General features: G+C 70.1%; 16 protein-coding genes. 9 read left to right on the top strand and 7 right to left on the bottom strand.

Translation table 11 applies throughout. The features are described 5' to 3' along the window. Positions 1-401: 401 nt before the first annotated feature. Positions 402-1,145 carry a Bax inhibitor-1/YccA family protein gene (locus ACX938_RS02810; protein WP_232752313.1) on the bottom strand — a complete coding sequence of 248 codons (744 nt, stop codon included), beginning with the start codon at positions 1,143-1,145 and terminating at the stop codon, positions 402-404. Between the two features lie 157 nt (positions 1,146-1,302). Beyond that, positions 1,303-1,512, bottom strand: coding sequence for a DUF1127 domain-containing protein (locus tag ACX938_RS02805; protein WP_459429892.1), 210 nt, complete (start codon positions 1,510-1,512; stop codon positions 1,303-1,305). A 125-nt stretch (positions 1,513-1,637) separates the two neighbouring features. Here ACX938_RS02805 and ACX938_RS02800 point away from each other — a divergent pair, with 125 nt between their 5' ends. Then, positions 1,638-2,480, top strand: coding sequence for a LysR family transcriptional regulator (locus ACX938_RS02800; protein WP_232752311.1), 843 nt, complete (start codon positions 1,638-1,640; stop codon positions 2,478-2,480). 64 nt (positions 2,481-2,544) lie between these two features. On the opposite strand, the gene ACX938_RS02795 is transcribed toward ACX938_RS02800, so the two are convergent. Genes ACX938_RS02795 through ACX938_RS02785 form a run of 3 tightly spaced genes read right to left on the bottom strand, consistent with a single transcriptional unit; the run spans position 2,545 to position 5,142 of the window. After that, positions 2,545-3,270: a sulfotransferase-like domain-containing protein gene (locus ACX938_RS02795; protein ID WP_459429891.1), complete on the bottom strand. Its 726-nt coding sequence runs from the start codon at positions 3,268-3,270 to the stop codon at positions 2,545-2,547. Further along, a complete protein-coding gene (locus ACX938_RS02790) occupies positions 3,267-4,166 on the bottom strand; it encodes a D-amino acid aminotransferase (RefSeq protein ID WP_459429890.1) in 900 nt (299 codons plus the stop codon). Before ACX938_RS02790 ends, ACX938_RS02795 begins: the two co-directional genes overlap by 4 nt. Positions 4,167-4,170: 4 nt before the next feature. After that, positions 4,171-5,142, bottom strand: coding sequence for an NADPH:quinone oxidoreductase family protein (locus ACX938_RS02785; RefSeq protein WP_459429889.1), 972 nt, complete (start codon positions 5,140-5,142; stop codon positions 4,171-4,173). A gap of 282 nt (positions 5,143-5,424) precedes the next feature. On the opposite strand from ACX938_RS02785, the gene ACX938_RS02780 reads away from it, so the two are divergent. From ACX938_RS02780 to ACX938_RS02765, 4 genes are all read left to right on the top strand, one after another. Continuing rightward, positions 5,425-5,808, top strand: a complete 384-nt coding sequence (locus tag ACX938_RS02780; protein ID WP_232752307.1) for a helix-turn-helix domain-containing protein — start codon at positions 5,425-5,427, stop codon at positions 5,806-5,808. 151 nt (positions 5,809-5,959) lie between these two features. After that, complete coding sequence (gene hisN, locus ACX938_RS02775) at positions 5,960-6,757, top strand: histidinol-phosphatase (RefSeq protein ID WP_459429888.1); 798 nt, start codon at positions 5,960-5,962, stop codon at positions 6,755-6,757. Continuing rightward, positions 6,754-8,094 carry an 8-oxoguanine deaminase gene (locus ACX938_RS02770; protein WP_459429887.1) on the top strand — a complete coding sequence of 447 codons (1,341 nt, stop codon included), beginning with the start codon at positions 6,754-6,756 and terminating at the stop codon, positions 8,092-8,094. The genes hisN and ACX938_RS02770 overlap by 4 nt, the downstream gene beginning before the upstream one ends. A gap of 311 nt (positions 8,095-8,405) precedes the next feature. Continuing rightward, complete coding sequence (locus tag ACX938_RS02765) at positions 8,406-8,753, top strand: CAP domain-containing protein (RefSeq protein WP_459429898.1); 348 nt, start codon at positions 8,406-8,408, stop codon at positions 8,751-8,753. 332 nt (positions 8,754-9,085) lie between these two features. Here ACX938_RS02765 and guaD read toward each other — a convergent pair whose 3' ends face one another. Next, the gene (gene guaD / locus ACX938_RS02760) at positions 9,086-10,375 is read right to left on the bottom strand and encodes a guanine deaminase (protein WP_459429886.1); all 1,290 of its coding nucleotides are present in this window, start codon (positions 10,373-10,375) and stop codon (positions 9,086-9,088) included. Between the two features lie 134 nt (positions 10,376-10,509). On the opposite strand from guaD, the gene mgtE reads away from it, so the two are divergent. After that, on the top strand, positions 10,510-11,907 hold the full coding sequence (mgtE, locus tag ACX938_RS02755; RefSeq protein ID WP_459429885.1) for a magnesium transporter: 1,398 nt from the start codon (positions 10,510-10,512) through the stop codon (positions 11,905-11,907). Further along, on the top strand, positions 11,904-12,464 hold the full coding sequence (locus ACX938_RS02750) for a 5-formyltetrahydrofolate cyclo-ligase (RefSeq protein ID WP_459429884.1): 561 nt from the start codon (positions 11,904-11,906) through the stop codon (positions 12,462-12,464). The genes mgtE and ACX938_RS02750 overlap by 4 nt, the downstream gene beginning before the upstream one ends. A 544-nt stretch (positions 12,465-13,008) precedes the next feature. Here the strand turns inward: ACX938_RS02750 and cobS are convergent. Then, the gene (gene cobS, locus ACX938_RS02745; protein WP_232752302.1) at positions 13,009-13,995 is read right to left on the bottom strand and encodes a cobaltochelatase subunit CobS; all 987 of its coding nucleotides are present in this window, start codon (positions 13,993-13,995) and stop codon (positions 13,009-13,011) included. A gap of 134 nt (positions 13,996-14,129) precedes the next feature. Here cobS and ACX938_RS02740 point away from each other — a divergent pair, with 134 nt between their 5' ends. Beyond that, on the top strand, positions 14,130-14,711 hold the full coding sequence (locus ACX938_RS02740; RefSeq protein WP_232752301.1) for a sigma-70 family RNA polymerase sigma factor: 582 nt from the start codon (positions 14,130-14,132) through the stop codon (positions 14,709-14,711). Continuing rightward, on the top strand, positions 14,708-15,433 hold the full coding sequence (locus ACX938_RS02735; protein ID WP_459429883.1) for an anti-sigma factor: 726 nt from the start codon (positions 14,708-14,710) through the stop codon (positions 15,431-15,433). Before ACX938_RS02740 ends, ACX938_RS02735 begins: the two co-directional genes overlap by 4 nt. Positions 15,434-15,438 lie beyond the last annotated feature (5 nt).

Raw genomic sequence — 15,438 nt, 5'->3', positions numbered from 1 at the left:
TTTGGTTCGAAACGCGACACCGCACCCCGCGCCCCCTTGCGCCCGAATAGCACCGAAGGTGCCGGGCGCGCGCCAGAAAAGCCCCCTGGGACGGAGCTCCCTGGGGAGGTGCGCATAGCTATCCCCCCGCCCTGACCTTGTTGGGATAAAGCGACCCGCTCAGAGGGCAGCTGCGCCGGCCCCCGTTCCGGCGCGCGCCCTCTGGTGTGCGGGGTGGGAGGGGGCGGTGTTGAGCGGTTGCGCGTCGGGCGGCAGGGCGGCGTGTGTTGGGCGTTGCAAAGGGCTGCACCCTGGTCACCGCAACAGGCCTCCGCCTCGGCCACCCCACCGAACACGCCCCTCCCAACGAAAAAGGCCGCCCCGAAGGGCGGCCTTCCCATCAGTCCAAGAGCAACCCGCGATTACTCGCGATTGCCGAAGAGCTGCAGCAGGAACATGAACATGTTGATGAAGTCGAGATAGAGACGCAGCGCGCCCATGATCGCCGACTTGCCGAGCCACTCCTGGTCGCCGTGGCGGGCATGTTCGATGTATTCGTTCTTGATCGACTGCGTGTCATAGGCGGTCAGACCCGCGAAGATCAGCACGCCGAGGATCGAGACGGCGAAGAAGATCGCCGGGCTCTGCAGGAAGATGTTCACGATCGAAGCCACCACGAGGCCGATCACGCCCATCATCAGGAAGGTGCCCCAGCCCGACAGGTCCTTCTTCGTGGTGTAGCCGAAGAGCGACAGGCCCGCGAAGGAGATCGAGGTCACCAGGAAGACCTGGGCGATCGAGATGCCGGTGAAGGCGACGAAGATCCAGGACAGCGACAGGCCCATGACCGCGGCGAAGACGTAGAAGAACGTCTGCGCGCCGGCGGCCGACAGCCGGTTGATCGCCGCGCCGAAGCCGAAGACCATCAGCAGGGGCGCGAACATCACGATCCAGCCGAGGATGTTCGGCTGAAGGGTCTGAGGATCGCGGAAGATGCCCAGGAGCTCGGGGCTGGAGCCCACGGCCCAGGCCACCAGGAAGGTCAGGAACATGCCCACGGACATGGTGCCGTAGACCTTGTTCATGTGAGCGCGCAGGCCCTCGTCGATCTCAGCCGAACGCGCACCGGCGGCCGCGCCGGTCCGAACGGTTCTGTATTCAGCCATTCATTCCTCCGAATTGAACATGAGCCCGGCAGATCGCTCCACCGGAAGTCCTGCCAAATATCGGCACTCGGCGCCCGGGTTTCAAGAATTTCCGGGCGCCATACAGGGAAACAATGAACGGATCTTGCGCGGCTGCACAGGCGCTCACCCGTGGCGCTCAGCCGTGCCAGTGATCGGGCGCGTCCCAGGGGGCGCGGGCGGCCTCGGCCTCGGCCTCGGCACGGCTGAGGCCAAGGTCGGCCAGCCGGGCGTCGTCGAGCCGGGCGAGCTGGCGGCGCTGACGGGCGAGCGCGAACATGGAGGTGACGCGGCGCCGCAGCCCCGGGCGGGGCAGGGCGGGCAGGCTCAGGCGGTCGATATGGGCCATCTTCCTCATCCTTCATCAAGCGTGATGCCTTCGGGGTGAAGCATCTTTCTTGTTGATGAATATCGGGTCGCGGCGCTATTATGGAAACGAATGTTTATGACACCCACCATCACGGAGCGTGATGAATGCGCAATCTCGATGTCACCACCCTGCGCTCCTTCGCCGCGGTGGCCGAAACCGGCGGTGTGACCCGCGCGGCGAAGATCCTCAACCTGACGCAATCGGCGGTCTCCATGCAGCTCAAGCGGCTCGAGGAGATGCTGGGCCTGGCGCTGCTCGAACGCTCGGGGCGCGGCGTGGCGCTGACGCCCTCGGGCGAGCAGCTCCTGGGCTATGCGCGGCGCATGGTGTCGCTGAACGACGAAATCTACGCGCTTCTGACCGACGACACGCTGGAGGGTGAGATCCGGCTCGGCGTGCCCGAGGACATCCTTTACCCGGTGGTGCCGCGGGCGCTGCAGAGCTTCGCCGCCGCCTTCCCCCGCATGAAGGTCCGGCTCGAGACCGCCAATACCGCGGTTCTTTTGGAGAAATTCGCCCTGCACGAGGTCGACCTGATCCTGACGACCGAGGCGCATCGCGGCGGCGAGACGCTGCATGTGGCGCCCCTGGCCTGGCACGGCGCGCCGGGCGGTTGCGCCTGGCGGCAGCGGCCCTTGCCTTACGCCCAGGCGCGGATCTGCGCCTTCCGCCCGGCGGTGGTGCGCGCGCTGGAGGCCTCGGGCATTCCCTGGTTCCAGGTGATCGACAGCGACAGCGACCGCTCGATCGAGGCCACGGTCAGCGCCGACCTGGGCGTCGTGGCGCTGATCGAGGGACACGCCCCGCCGCAGCTCGAGCGGATCGAGACCGGGGGCGCGCTGCCGGACCTCGGGACGATGAAGATCAACCTCTACGCCGAACGCGCCGAGCAGGGCCCGCCGGCGGCGCTGGCCGAGCTCCTGCGCAAGGGCTTCGCGGCGCTCTAGCGCCGGTCGTGAGAAAGCGAACCGGAATCAAAGGCTTGTCGCTCGGTCCGAAGGCGCCCCGCCCTCAGCCCGCCCGCAGCCGATGCGCCTTCAGCTTCTCGTAGGCGGGCAGGGCGGCCTCGGCGGTGGCGGCATAGGCGCCCGAGAGCTCGGGCAGCGGCCCCTCGCGCCCGGCGAAGCCCGTCGAGCCATGCACCGCCTTGTACCAGACCGGCGCCCAGACCCCGTCATAGGGTTTCGGCCCGGCGGGCCAGTGCAGCATCTCTTGATGAAACTCGATCTTCAGCGCCGTGCAGAGCGCCCGCAGCATCGCCTCGGGCGCGTCGCGTATGTCGTTGGAATCGATCACGATCGGCGCTTCGCCCTCGCGCTCGGACACCTCGTCGAAGAGCTCGGCCTGTTGCAGAAAACCGATGTCCTCGAGCTCCGCGGCCTCGTATTTCGAGGCAAAGCTCGCCAGCACCCGGGCGGGGTGGCGGATCAGGAAGACATTGGTCACATCCGCCATCCAGTCGCGCGGCATGCCCGCGATCATGTGCTGGCACATGTGCTTCTGGTAGGCATGTGCCTTCCCCTCGGGCGGATCGGCCCGGAGCGCGGCGGCGACCTCGGCGGGATCGGAGAGGCCCGCGGCGCGGATCTCCTCGGCCATGGGATGCGCGAGCCCGGTCCGGGCCAGATAGGCGGCATAGAAGGGCTCGTCCCAGGCCGCGCAATCGCCCCGCGCGGCGAAGGCATACATCAGCGCCGTCGAGAGGTTGCGCGGGCCGGACCACATGGCGATCCTCATGCGCCCACGAGCTCCTTGTAGGCGGCGCGGATGCGGCGGGTCACCGGGCCCATCTCGCCCGCGCCGATCATGCGCCCGTCGATCTCGCCCACCGGGGTCTGGGCCCCGAAGGAGCCGGTGAGGAAGGCTTCCTCGGCGGAATAGGTCTCGACCAACGAGAAGTTTTTCTCGAAGACCGGGATGCCCTCGCGGCGGCAGATCTCGATCACCGCGCGGCGGGTGATGCCGTTCATGCAGTAGTCCCCGGTCGAGGTCCAAACCTCGCCCTGGCGCACGATGAAGAAGTTGCAGGCATTGGTGGTGTTCACGAAGCCATGCACGTCGAGCATCAGCGCCTCGTCGGCGCCGGCCTTTTCGGCGGCGATGCAGGCGAGGATGCAGTTCAGCTTGGAATGGCTGTTGAGCTTGGGGTCCTGGGTCATCGGCAGGCCGCGCTGATGCGCGACGGTGGCCAGCCGGATCGGGCGCGGGATCGCGGGGCGCGAATGCTCCATCACGATCACGAAGGTCGGCCCGCGCGTCGACAGCGCCGGATGCTGGAAGGGCCGCGCCTTGACCCCGCGCGTCACCATCAGCCGGGCATGGGCGTCGGTCTGCATGCCGTTGGCCGCGCGGGTCTGTTCCAGCCGGTCGATGACCTCGGCGCGGGTGAGCCCGATGTCGAGGTCGATGGCCTTGGCGGCCTCGAAGAGCCGGTCCATGTGCTGGTCGAGAAAGGCCCAGGCGCCGTTGTAGAGCCGCAGCCCCTCCCAGACGCCGTCGCCCAGCATGAAGCCCGAATCGAAGACCGAGACCATGGCCTCGGAGCGGGGCTTCAGCCCCTCGTCGACCCAGATCAGGACCTCGGCGTTGCGGGCGTCCTCCTCGGCCTGGTGGGTGAAGGTCTCCTCGGGCATGGGCTCACTCCGCCGGCTGGATCTCGATCACCACCTTGCCGGTGGACTTGCGGCTGCGCAGAAGCTCCAGCCCCTCGGTGGCGCGCTCGAGCGGCAGCACCTCGCTGACATGCGGGGAGAGCCGGCCCTCGGCGTGCCAGGCGAAAAGCGTCGAGAGGCTGGTGGTGACCGCCTCGGGGCGGAAGCCCATGTAGCCGCCCCAGTAGATGCCCATGACCGAGAGGTTCTTGACCAGCAGGTGATTGGCCTTGATGCGCGGCACCTCGCCCGAGGCGAAGCCGATCGGCAGAAGCCGGGCCTCGGGGTTGCAGGCGCGGAAGGCGGCCTCGAAGGCCTCGCCGCCGACCGGGTCGTAGACCACATCCGCGCCGCCCGCGGCCTTCACCTCGGCGCGCAGGTCCGCGGTTTCGGCGTCGATCAGGATGTCGGCCCCGGCGCGGCGCGCGACCTCGAGCTTCTCGGCCCCGCGGGCATAGGCGATGACCTTCGCGCCCATGAGCTTGCCGATCTCCACCGCGGTCAGGCCGACGCCGCCGGCCGCGCCCAGGACCAGGAGCGTCTCGCCCTTCTGCAGGCGCGCGCGGTGGTCGAGCGCGAGGTGGCTCGTGCCGTAGGCGACCATGAAGGCCGCCGCCTCGACCGAGGTCATGGCCTCGGGGATCGGCACCGCGCGGCGGGCGTCGAAACAGCCGACCTCGGCCAGCCCGCCCGAACCGCCGAAGACCGCCACGCGGTCGCCCTGGGCCAGCCCGGTGACACCCTCGCCCAGCTCCGCCACGCGGCCCGCGACCTCCATGCCAAGCGCGAAGGGCAGCTCGGGCGTGTCCTGGTAGCTGCCCTGGACCATCAGGAGATCGGCGAAATTCAGCCCGCAGGTCTCGATCCTGACGGCGATCTCGCCGGGGCCTGGCCGGGGGGTGGGCATGTCCTTCAGAACCGGCGGCGCGCCATGCGCCTCGACGACCAAAGCCTTCATCCCGCACTCCTTATTGGCGAATTCCTCGCCTCCGGTGATGCGGCGCGGCGGGCAGCGGGTCAAGCCGTGGAAATCGGTTTCGCCCTGCGGTTCCAGACTGGCATACAACTCATGACACATCAGGGGGTCATATTTTTTCAACTCTTGCGGGTTGTCTCGGCAGGGGTCTTGGATATATCATGAGCCTTGCTGATTGGGTGCTCAGCTTGAAAACTTTGGTGCTTCGGAGCTCCGTCTGGTGCCCCTTTGCGCCAGTCGCTTTTAGAAGCAGAGGGCTCGTGTATGACGCATCCTGTGGACGTCCATGTTGGCAAACGTATTCGCCATAGACGTTGGTTGGTGGGGATGACCCAACAGCAGCTGGCCGAGAAGGTCGGCATCAAGTTCCAGCAAATCCAGAAGTACGAGACCGGCGCGAACCGCGTCTCCGCCTCGCGCCTCTGGGATATCGCCGAAGCGCTGTCCATCCAGGTCAGCTTCTTCTTCGAGGGCATCGACGAGCCCGAGGGTGAGGCCCCGGCCGCCGAGGACATCGGCCAGTCGGTGCCGAAGGACATCCTTGGCGACAAGGAGGCGCTCGATCTCGTGCGCTCTTACTACGCGATCCCTGAAAACCAGCGGCGGCGCCTCTTCGAGCTGGCCCGCGTGCTCTCCGACGTGGCCTGACCGCGCCGCCCTGCCTCTCCGCTTGACGACGGCTGCCCGACCCCCGGGGCGCGCCAGCGCCTCCGGACTTGATCGTGCGCGCGAAACGGGTCATCCCGGCCTTGATCGGCCCGGGGTCCGGGCCCGTGCCACGGGGGCAGGGAGGCCGCGCATGCGCAGAGACGACGCCGAGGAGATCCGGCAGGTGGCCGATGCCATGGCCGATGCGGCGGGCCGGGCGATCCTGCCCTATTTCCGCGCCGCCGACCTGGCCGCCGAGAACAAGCTCGACGCCGGCTTCGACCCGGTGACCGAGGCCGACCGCGCCGCCGAACGCGCCATGCGCGCGGTCCTGCAGGAGCGGCGGCCCGAGGATGGCATCCTGGGCGAGGAATACGGCGCGGTGCCGGGCCGCTCGGGGCTGACCTGGGTGCTCGACCCGATCGACGGCACCCGCGCCTTCATCTGCGGCGCGCCGACCTGGGGGGTGCTGATCGCGCTTTCCGACGGCGCGCGGGTGCATCACGCGGTGATCGACCAGCCTTATACCGGCGAGCGGTTCACCGGGGGGGCGGAGCTCGCCGAATGGCGCGGCCCCTTCGGCACCCGGCCCCTGGGCGTGAGCGGGGTGACCCGGCTCTCCGAGGCGCGGCTGATGACCACCTTCCCCGAGGTCGGCACCGAGGCCGAGGGCGCCGCCTTCCGCCGCGTCGCGGGCGAGGCCCGGCTGACCCGCTACGGGATGGACTGTTACGCCTATGCGCTGCTCGCCGCCGGGCAGATCGACCTGGTGATCGAGGCGGGGCTCAACGCCTATGACATCCAGGCCCCGATCGGGGTGATCGAGGCCGCGGGCGGGGTTGTCACCGACTGGCAGGGCCGCCCGGCGCTTGCGGGCGGCCGCGCCCTCGCCGCCGCCACGCCCGAGCTGCACGCCGCGGCGCTGGCCCTGCTGGAGGATGTCGCGTGAGCGAGGTCCTGATCCGCGGCGCGACCCATGTGCTGACCATGGACGACGCCGGGCGCGAGCTTTCGGGCGCCGACATCCGCTTCGCGGATGGTGTCATCACCGAGATCGGCCAGGGTCTGGAGCCTCGGGGCGAGGTCATCCAGGCCGAGGGCTGCCTGGTCACGCCTGGCCTCGTGAACACCCATCACCACCTCTACCAGAGCCTGACCCGCGCGGTGCCCGGCGGGCAGGACGCGCTGCTCTTCGGCTGGCTGAAGACGCTCTACCCGATTTGGGCGCGCTTCGGCCCCGAGGAGGTCTATGTCTCGGCGCTCACCGGCCTGGCGGAGCTGGCGCTTTCGGGCTGCACGCTGACCTCGGATCACCTCTATCTCTATCCCGGCGGCGCGCGGCTCGACGACACGATCGCCGCGGCGGGCGAGATCGGGATGCGCTTCCATCCCACCCGCGGGGCCATGTCGATCGGCGAAAGCGCGGGCGGCCTGCCGCCGGATGCGCTGGTCGAAGCGGAGGCCGCGATCCTCGAGGATTGCATCCGGGTGGTCGACGCCTTCCACGACCCCGCCCCGGGCGCCATGCTGCGCGTCGGCATCGCGCCCTGTTCGCCCTTCTCGGTCAGCCGCGAGCTGATGCGCGACGCGGCGCTTCTGGCCCGCGACAAGGGGGTGATGCTGCACACCCACTTGGCCGAGAACGACGAGGACGTGGCCTACAGCCAAGCGCAGTTCGGCTGCCGCCCCGGCCAATACGCCGAGGACCTGGGCTGGACCGGTCCCGACGTCTGGCACGCCCATTGCGTGAAGCTCGACGGCGATGAGATCGACCTCTTTGCCCGGAGCCGCACCGGCGTCGCCCATTGCCCCTGTTCGAACTGCCGGCTGGGTTCGGGCATCGCGCCGGTCCGGGCGATGCGCGACGCGGGCGTGCCGGTGGGCCTCGGCGTCGACGGCTCCGCCTCGAACGACGCGGGCAACCTGGTGGCCGAGGCGCGGCAGGCGCTGCTTCTGCAGCGCGTGGCCAGGGGTGCGGATGCCATGAGCGCGCGCGAGGCGCTCTGGATCGCCACCCGCGGCGGCGCCGAGGTGCTGGGCCGCGAAGACTGCGGGCGCATCGCGCCGGGCGCCCGGGCCGACCTGGCGCTCTGGAACCTGCGCGGCGTCGAAAGCGCCGGCAGCTGGGATCCCGCCGCGCTGCTCCTCGCCGGGCCGACGCGGGTGCGCGACCTCTTCGTCGAGGGCCGCCAGGTGGTGCGCGACGGCCAGATCGCGACGCTCGACCTGCCCGCCGTGCTGGAGCGCCAGCGCCACCTCGCGCGGCGCCTGGCCGAGGCGGTCTGATGCGCGCGGGAGCGGTGGGGGTGGTGCTGGCGTGCCTCGTTGTGGCGGGCTGCGGGTCGGCGGTGCGGGACGAAGCCGCAGGTCCTGGCGCGAGCGCCGCTGCGCTTCCGACGACTGCTGCCGCGCCGGAAATCACCGCCGATCCCAGAGCGGCCTCCGCGGCACCTATGACTGGCGCAGAAGCTACCGCGCTTCCCACCAATATCACCGCCGCCTCGGGCGCCGCCGTGATTCCAAACACAGCCGCCACGACCTCAAACGCCCGAGCACCCGTCGCGGCCACCGCCGACCCTACCTCCAACCTCGCCGCCATCACCGCATTCCGCGCCCGCGCCGGCCTCGGCCCGCTCGCGCCCAACCCCAGGCTTCAGGCCATGGCCGAGGCCCACGCGCGCGACCTCACCCGCAATGCCCGCTTCTCGCATATCGGCTCCGACGGCTCTGATATAGCGGAACGCGCCCGCCGCGCCGGCTACCGCTTCTGCCGCCTCGCCGAGAACCTCGCCCGCGGCCAGGGCAGTATCGAGGCCGCGCTGCGCGGCTGGACGACCTCACCCGCGCACCTGCAAAACCTGCTTCTCAGGGATGTCACCGAAGCCGGCCTCGCCCGCGCCCCCGGCAACCTCTGGGTCCTGGTCCTCGCCCGCCCCGGCTGCTGACAGAGCCCCAAAACCACCCTCTCAAAACAGCCCAACCGTCCCCACAGAAGCGCCCCGCCCGCCAAGAAGCCCCCTCTACAGGCCTGACCGGGCCGCAAATACTCCGGGAGCGCGAGGGCAGAGCTCTCGCTCCGGCCGGGCGGGCCTCAATGGCCCGGCCGGACGGATGGCCAGCCCGAACCCAGGAACCAAAAGCGCCCCGATCCAACCCACCCAGGCCTGACCGGGCCCAAAATACTCCGGGAGCGCGAGGGCAGAGCCCTCGCTCCGGCCGGGCGGGCCTCAATGGCCCGGCCGGACGGACAGAGGCACCCAAGCAAGCCCAAACACGCTCAGACCCGCTGCTCGCCCCCGACCCAGACCGCGCGCAGGGCGCGATCGTCGCCCATCATGATGGTGGCGAAGACCTCTTCCCAGGCATCCTCCGCCTGGGCCGCGCGCTGGGCGATGGCCGCGGTCGAGGCGAGGTCGAGGACCGCGATGTCGGCCTCTGCGCCGGGGGCGAGGCGGCCGATCAGCCCTTCGGCGTGCAGCGCCCGGGCGGAGCCCTCGGTGGCGAGCCAGAGCAGCTCGGCGGCATGCAGGGGCCGCCCGCGCAGCTGGCCGATCTCATAGGCCGCCGCCATGGTGCGCAGCATCGAGAAGGAGGAGCCGCCGCCGGTGTCGGTCGCCAGCCCCACCGGGATGCCGCGGGCGCTGAGCCCGCCCATGTCGAAAAGCCCCGAGCCGATGAAGGTGTTGGAGGTCGGGCAATGCACCAGGGACGCCCCGCTCTCGGCCAGGCGGTCGATCTCGCGCTCCTCGAGGTGGATCGCATGGCCGTAAAGCCCGCGCTCGCCCAGGAGCCCGTAGCGCTCGTAGGTGTCGAGGTAGTCGCGGGCCTCGGGGTAGAGGCCCTTCACCCAGTCGATCTCGTCGGTCTGCTCCGACAGATGCGTCTGCATCAGGCAGTCGGGATGCTCGGCCCAGAGCGCGCCCAGGGCCTCGAGCTGCTCGGGGCTCGAGGTCGGCGAGAAGCGCGGGGTGATGACATAGCCCGCCCGCCCGGTCCCGTGCCAGCGCGCGATCAGCGCGGCGCTGTCGTCATAGGCGCTGACCGCGTCGTCGCAGAGCTCCTCGGGGGCGTTGCGGTCCATGCAGGTCTTGCCGGCGAAGACCCGCATGTTGCGCGCGGCGGCGGCCTCGAAGAAGGCCTCGGCGCTTTCGGGATGCGAGGTGCAGTAGCTCGCCACCGTGGTGGTGCCATGGGCGGTCACGAGGTCGAGGTACTCGCCTGCCACTTCCCGGGCATAGGCGGGATCGCCGAAGCGCATCTCCTCGGGGAAGGTGTAGCTGTTCAGCCAGTCGATCAGCCGCTTGCCCCAGGAGGCGATGATCCGGGTCTGGGGGTAATGCACATGGGCATCGACGAAGCCCGGGGCGATCAGGTCGCGGCCATAGGTCGTCTCGGGCACCTCGGGGGCGGCCTCGCGCAGGGCCGCCGCGGGGCCGATGGCGGCCACCGTGCCCTCGGCGATCAGGACGCCCCAACCCTCTTCGATCCGGGCCGCCTCGGGGCCCTCGATGAGGGGGTTGCCGTCCCAGATCAGGACCCGGCCCGTCAGCAAGTGATCCGCGCTCATGCCTTGTCTCCCGGCTTCTTCCGCCGGCGCGACACTAGGCCGGGCGGCAGGCGAGGTAAATCTGGCGGCGGCCCTGTTTCTTCCCCCCGCGCTGCCCTACTCTCCGGCTGACCCCAGTCCCCGAGGAGTGCGCGATGGCGGAAGATCAGCTCGACGTGGCCCCCGAGCCGGAGGATCAGGAGAGCGACGCCTATGCGCTCGATCCCAAGACCATCACGGCGATCCTCTACAGCGTCGAGGTGCAGGACCGCGCGCGGCTGGTAGAGCTGCTCGAGCCGCTGCATGCCGCCGACATCGCCGACATGCTCGAGCAGATGAACGCCTTCGACCGGATGCGGCTGATCCGGCTCTACGGGCAGGAGTTCGACGGCGACATCCTGACCGAGCTCGACGAGGGCCTGCGCGAGGAGGTGATCCGCATCCTCGAGCCCGAGGTCCTGGCCGACGCGGTGCGCGACCTCGATTCGGACGACGTGGTCGACCTGCTCGAGGATCTCGAGGACGCGCAGCGCGACTCGATCCTTGACGCGCTCGAGGACAGCGACCGGGTGGCGGTGCAGCAGTCGCTGACCTATCCCGACTATTCCGCCGGCCGCCTGATGCAGCGCGAGGTGGTCATGGCCCCCGAGCACTGGACGGTGGGCGAGGCGATCGACCACATGCGCGCCACCGAGGACCTGCCGGACCAGTTCTACCACATCATCCTGGTCGACCCGCGGATGCGGCCGGTCGGCAAGGTGGCGCTGGGCAAGCTGATGTCCTCGCGCCGCGAGATGAAACTGGCCGAGATCACCGACGACAGCTTCCACGTCATCCCCGCGACCCGCGACGAGGCCGACGTGGCCTATGCCTTCAACCAGTATCACCTGATCTCGGCCCCGGTGGTCGACGAGAGCGAGCGGCTGGTGGGCGTGATCACCATCGACGACGCCATGCTGGTCCTCGAGGAGGAGAACGAGGAGGACATCCTGCGCCTCGCCGGCGTGGGCGAGGAAAGCTCGCTCTCGGACAGCGCCCTGCAGACCACGCGGCAGCGCTTTCCCTGGCTGGCGGTGAACCTGGCCACGGCGATCCTCGCCTCGCTGGTCATCGCCCAGTTCGAAGGCGCCATCGCCCAGGTCACCGCGCTGGCGGTGCTGATGCCGATCGTGGCCTCCATGGGCGGCAACGCCGGCACCCAGTCGCTGACCGTGGCGGTCCGGGCGCTGGCGACCCGCGACCTGACCGGCTCCAACGCCTTCCGGGTGATCCGCCGCGAGGCCACGGTGGGCTTCATCAACGGGTTGGCCTTCGCGGTGGTCATGGGGGTCGTGGGGGTCCTCTGGTTCGGCTCGACGGCGCTCGGCTGGGTGATCTTCGCGGCGATGATCATCAACATGGTCGCCGCGGCGCTCGCCGGCATCGGCATCCCGATCCTGCTCGAGAAGGCCAAGGTCGACCCGGCGCTCGCCTCGGGCACCTTCGTGACCACGGTGACCGACGTGGTGGGCTTCTTCGCCTTCCTGGGGCTCGCGAGCATGGTGCTCCTGTGAGCGGGGGTGAGATCAAGGCCGCGGCCCGCAAGGCCGCCATGGCGCGCCGCGCCGAGGCCTTCGCCGCCCGCGGCGCGGCCGATGCGGGGCATCTCTCCGAGGTGCTGGCGGGCTACCGCGGCGTGCCGCTCTCGGGCTACATGCCGATCCGGAGCGAGATCGACCCGCTGCCCGCCATGGAAGAGGCCGCCGCCCATGGCCCCGTCGGCCTGCCGGTGATCGAGGCCAAGGGCCGCCCGCTCAGCTTCGCCCGCTGGGAGCCCGGGATGGCGCTGACCGAGGGCCCCTTCGGCGCCCGTGTGCCCGAGCGCCTCGAGCCCATGGTGCCCGAGATCCTGATCGTGCCGCTCCTGGCCTTCTCCCGCGCCGGCGGGCGGCTGGGCTACGGCGGCGGCTTCTACGACCGCACGCTCGAGGCCCTGCGCGCCACCCGCGCAACGCTCGCCATCGGCTTCGCCTTCGCCGCCCAGGAGGACGGTGATGTGCCGCTCTCGCCAACCGACCAGCCCCTCGACATGGTGGTCACCGAGCGCGAGGTGATCGAGGTGGCGCGCTGAGGGGGTCCCTGGGGGTTTTTGGTTTTGTTGGGCGCCCGCCTGGCGGCGGGCGTCATCTCTGGCCCGCTGATCGTGCCGATCATCGGGCGGGCGAGGGCGCTGCCCTCGCGCTCCCGGAGGTATTTTCAGCCCGGTCATGCGCAAAGGGGTGTTGCGCTGGGGCTGGGGCGTTGCGTGCGGGGGCAGGCGGTTTTGTTGGGAGTGTGGCGCGGTTGTGCGCGCGGGGGCGCTGGCGGGGCGGTTTGTGCGGGCGAGTGGGTGTGGGGGCGCGCTGGGGCGGCCTTGGCGCTTGTTTTGCGCGTGGTTTGGCCGAAGCTGCGCCTAGCGCCTAGCGCCTAGCGCCTAAAGCCTGGAGCGCAGAGCCACCTAGAGCTCTGCAGGGCAGGTCTGCAGGGCAGGCAGGTGACGTCTTGAGCTGGGAGGGGGAGGGCGGCTGCGCGGTGTGCGCGGTGCCGGATGTGGCGGGGCCGGCCTGTGAGGGGGCCGCGCCGGAAGTGGCCCCCTCGCGCGCCCCGGGCCAGGCCGGGCGCGCGAGGGAAGGGGCTCAGCCCATGCTGACGCTGGCGGCGCTTTCGGGCAGTTCCTGGTCGAAGCAGCGCTGGTAGAACTCGGCCACGGTCTGGCGCTCGAGCTCGTCGCATTTGTTCAGGAAGGAGACCCGGAAGGCATAGCCCACGTCGCGGAAGATCTCGGCGTTCTGCGCCCAGGCGATCACCGTCCGCGGGCTCATCACCGTGGAGAGGTCGCCGTTCATGAAGGCGGTCCGCGTCAGCTCGGCGACGGTGACCATCTGCCGCACCTGGCGGCGGCCCTTGTCGCTGTCGTAGCCGGGGTTCTTCGACAGGACGATCTCGACCTCGGCGTCCATCGGCAGGTAGTTCAGCGTCGCCACCAGGTTCCAGCGGTCCATCTGGCCCTGGTTGATCTGCTGGGTGCCGTGGTAGAGCCCGGTGGTGTCGCCCAGGCCCACGGTGTTCGCCGTGGCGAAGATCCGGAAGAAGGGATGCGGGTGCAGCACCTCGTTCTGGTCGAGCAGCGTCAGCTTGCCGTCGACCTCGAGCACGCGCTGGATCACGAACATCACATCCGCCCGGCCGGCGTCGTATTCGTCGAAGACGATCGCCGTGGGGTTGCGCAGCGCCCAGGGCAGGATGCCCTCCTGGAACTGGGTGGTCTGCTTGCCGTCGACGAGCCGGATCGCGTCCTTGCCGATCAGGTCGATGCGGCTGATGTGGCTGTCGAGGTTCACCCGCACGGCGGGCCAGTTCAGCCGCGCCGCGACCTGTTCGATATGGGTCGACTTGCCGGTGCCGTGGTAGCCCTGGATCATCGTCCGGCGGTTGTGCTCGAAGCCCGCCAGGATGGCGAGCGTGGTGTCGGGGTCGAAGCGATAGGTGGAATCGACGTCGGGCACCCGGTCGCTGGCTTCGGCGAAGCCGTGCACCACCATGTCGCTGTCGATGCCGAAGGTCTCGCGCACCGAGATTTCGACCGTCGGTTTGGCATTGATATCCATCGATCCGTCCGCCATTCTTTCCGCGTCCTCCTGGTCGGCAGCCTTCGTCCGGCCCGTCGTGCAACATATTGCGGGGAGGAGCAAGGGAAAGCGCGGAGCGCGGCACGGGCGCCGCCGCGGCTCCCGGGGCAGGGCAGACAGGGCCGCACATGCAGGACAGGACCGGGGCCGGCGACAGCGCCGCGACGACGCCCCAGGAAGAGCTGGAAGCCTATCTCGCGCGGATCTGCCTGAAGGACCGGGCGGCCTTTTCCGCGCTTTACGACCGCACCAGCGCGAAACTCTACGCCATATCCCTGCGTGTCTTGAACGACCGCGCCGAGGCCGAGGAGGCCCTGCAGGAAGCCTATCTGCGGATCTGGCACCGGGCCGAGCTCTACCGGGCCAACGGCTATTCGCCGATGACCTGGCTGATCACGCTGACGCGCAACGTCGCCATCGATCGGCGGCGCAAGAAGAAGCCGATGCCGGCCGAAGGGCTGGACGCGGCCGAGACGACGCCGGATCTCGGGCCCGGCCCCGAGGCGCAGGCGGCGATGAATTCCGAGGCACGGGCGCTTTACGGCTGCCTGGGCGAACTGGCGCCCGACCGCGCGGAGATGGTCGAGAAGGCCTATCTGCAAGGCTGGAGCTACGCCGAACTTTCGGCGGCCACGGGCGTGAAACTGAACACCGTCAGGACCTGGCTGCGCCGGTCGCTGATCCAGCTGAAGGACTGCCTCTCGCGATGAGCGACCAAGGCGACACCACAGACGGCCCGACCGGCCCGGACCCCGAGGAGGACGCCGCCCGCGCGGCGGAATACGTGCTCGGGCTCCTGCCCGAGGACGAGCTGCCCGGCTTCGAGGCCCGGCTCGCGCGCGAGCCCGAGCTGGTCGAGGTGGTGGTCAGCTGGACCGAGCATTTCGCCGCCATGGCCGAGGCCCTGCCGCCGGTCGCCCCCGCACCGCAGCTCAAGCGCCGGATCGAGGCCTTGGCCTTCGGCACGCCCGCCGCGCGGCCCTGGTGGCGCAGTCTCCTGCCTTACGCGCTGGGGGCGGTGGCCGCGGCGGTCTTCGGCTGGGCGGTGCTGACCACCGGCATGCTGACGCCCGAGGCGCCCGAGCCCACCTATGTGGCCGATCTCGCCGCCGAGGCGGGGCCGGAGCTGCTGGTGCACGCGGGCTACCTGGCCGAGAGCAACGAGTTCCTGATCCGCCGCGACGGCGGCGCGGTGCCCGAGGGCGCCGATCACGAGATGTGGATCATCGGCGGCGACGGCACGCCGATCTCGCTGGGCCTGGTGCCGCGCGAGCCGGGCGTGATCGCCCGGCAGGTGCTGCCCGAGGAACTGCGCCCGCTTCTGGAAGGCGGCACGCTGGCGGTCTCGCTCGAACCGGCGGGCGGCTCGCCCGACGGCACCCCGACCGAGGTCCGCGCCGTGGGGCCGATCCGTCCCTACACGGAGACGTGAGGCAG

It is taken from the genome of Roseivivax sp. (genome assembly GCF_054552075.1).
Note: the sequence above shows the minus strand (reverse complement) of the source record. Positions and strands in the feature narration are given on the sequence as shown.

What these genes read in the sequence shown, in the direction of transcription:
- ACX938_RS02810 (WP_232752313.1), bottom strand. Translation starts at nt 1,145, where the DNA reads ATGGCTGAATACAGAACCGTTCGGACCGGCGCGGCCGCCGGTGCGCGT.
- ACX938_RS02805 (WP_459429892.1), bottom strand. Translation starts at nt 1,512, where the DNA reads ATGGCCCATATCGACCGCCTGAGCCTGCCCGCCCTGCCCCGCCCGGGG.
- ACX938_RS02800 (WP_232752311.1), top strand. Translation starts at nt 1,638, where the DNA reads ATGCGCAATCTCGATGTCACCACCCTGCGCTCCTTCGCCGCGGTGGCC.
- ACX938_RS02795 (WP_459429891.1), bottom strand. Translation starts at nt 3,270, where the DNA reads ATGAGGATCGCCATGTGGTCCGGCCCGCGCAACCTCTCGACGGCGCTG.
- ACX938_RS02790 (WP_459429890.1), bottom strand. Translation starts at nt 4,166, where the DNA reads ATGCCCGAGGAGACCTTCACCCACCAGGCCGAGGAGGACGCCCGCAAC.
- ACX938_RS02785 (WP_459429889.1), bottom strand. Translation starts at nt 5,142, where the DNA reads ATGAAGGCTTTGGTCGTCGAGGCGCATGGCGCGCCGCCGGTTCTGAAG.
- ACX938_RS02780 (WP_232752307.1), top strand. Translation starts at nt 5,425, where the DNA reads ATGACGCATCCTGTGGACGTCCATGTTGGCAAACGTATTCGCCATAGA.
- hisN (WP_459429888.1), top strand. Translation starts at nt 5,960, where the DNA reads ATGCGCAGAGACGACGCCGAGGAGATCCGGCAGGTGGCCGATGCCATG.
- guaD (WP_459429886.1), bottom strand. Translation starts at nt 10,375, where the DNA reads ATGAGCGCGGATCACTTGCTGACGGGCCGGGTCCTGATCTGGGACGGC.
- mgtE (WP_459429885.1), top strand. Translation starts at nt 10,510, where the DNA reads ATGGCGGAAGATCAGCTCGACGTGGCCCCCGAGCCGGAGGATCAGGAG.
- cobS (WP_232752302.1), bottom strand. Translation starts at nt 13,995, where the DNA reads ATGGCGGACGGATCGATGGATATCAATGCCAAACCGACGGTCGAAATC.
- ACX938_RS02740 (WP_232752301.1), top strand. Translation starts at nt 14,130, where the DNA reads ATGCAGGACAGGACCGGGGCCGGCGACAGCGCCGCGACGACGCCCCAG.
- ACX938_RS02735 (WP_459429883.1), top strand. Translation starts at nt 14,708, where the DNA reads ATGAGCGACCAAGGCGACACCACAGACGGCCCGACCGGCCCGGACCCC.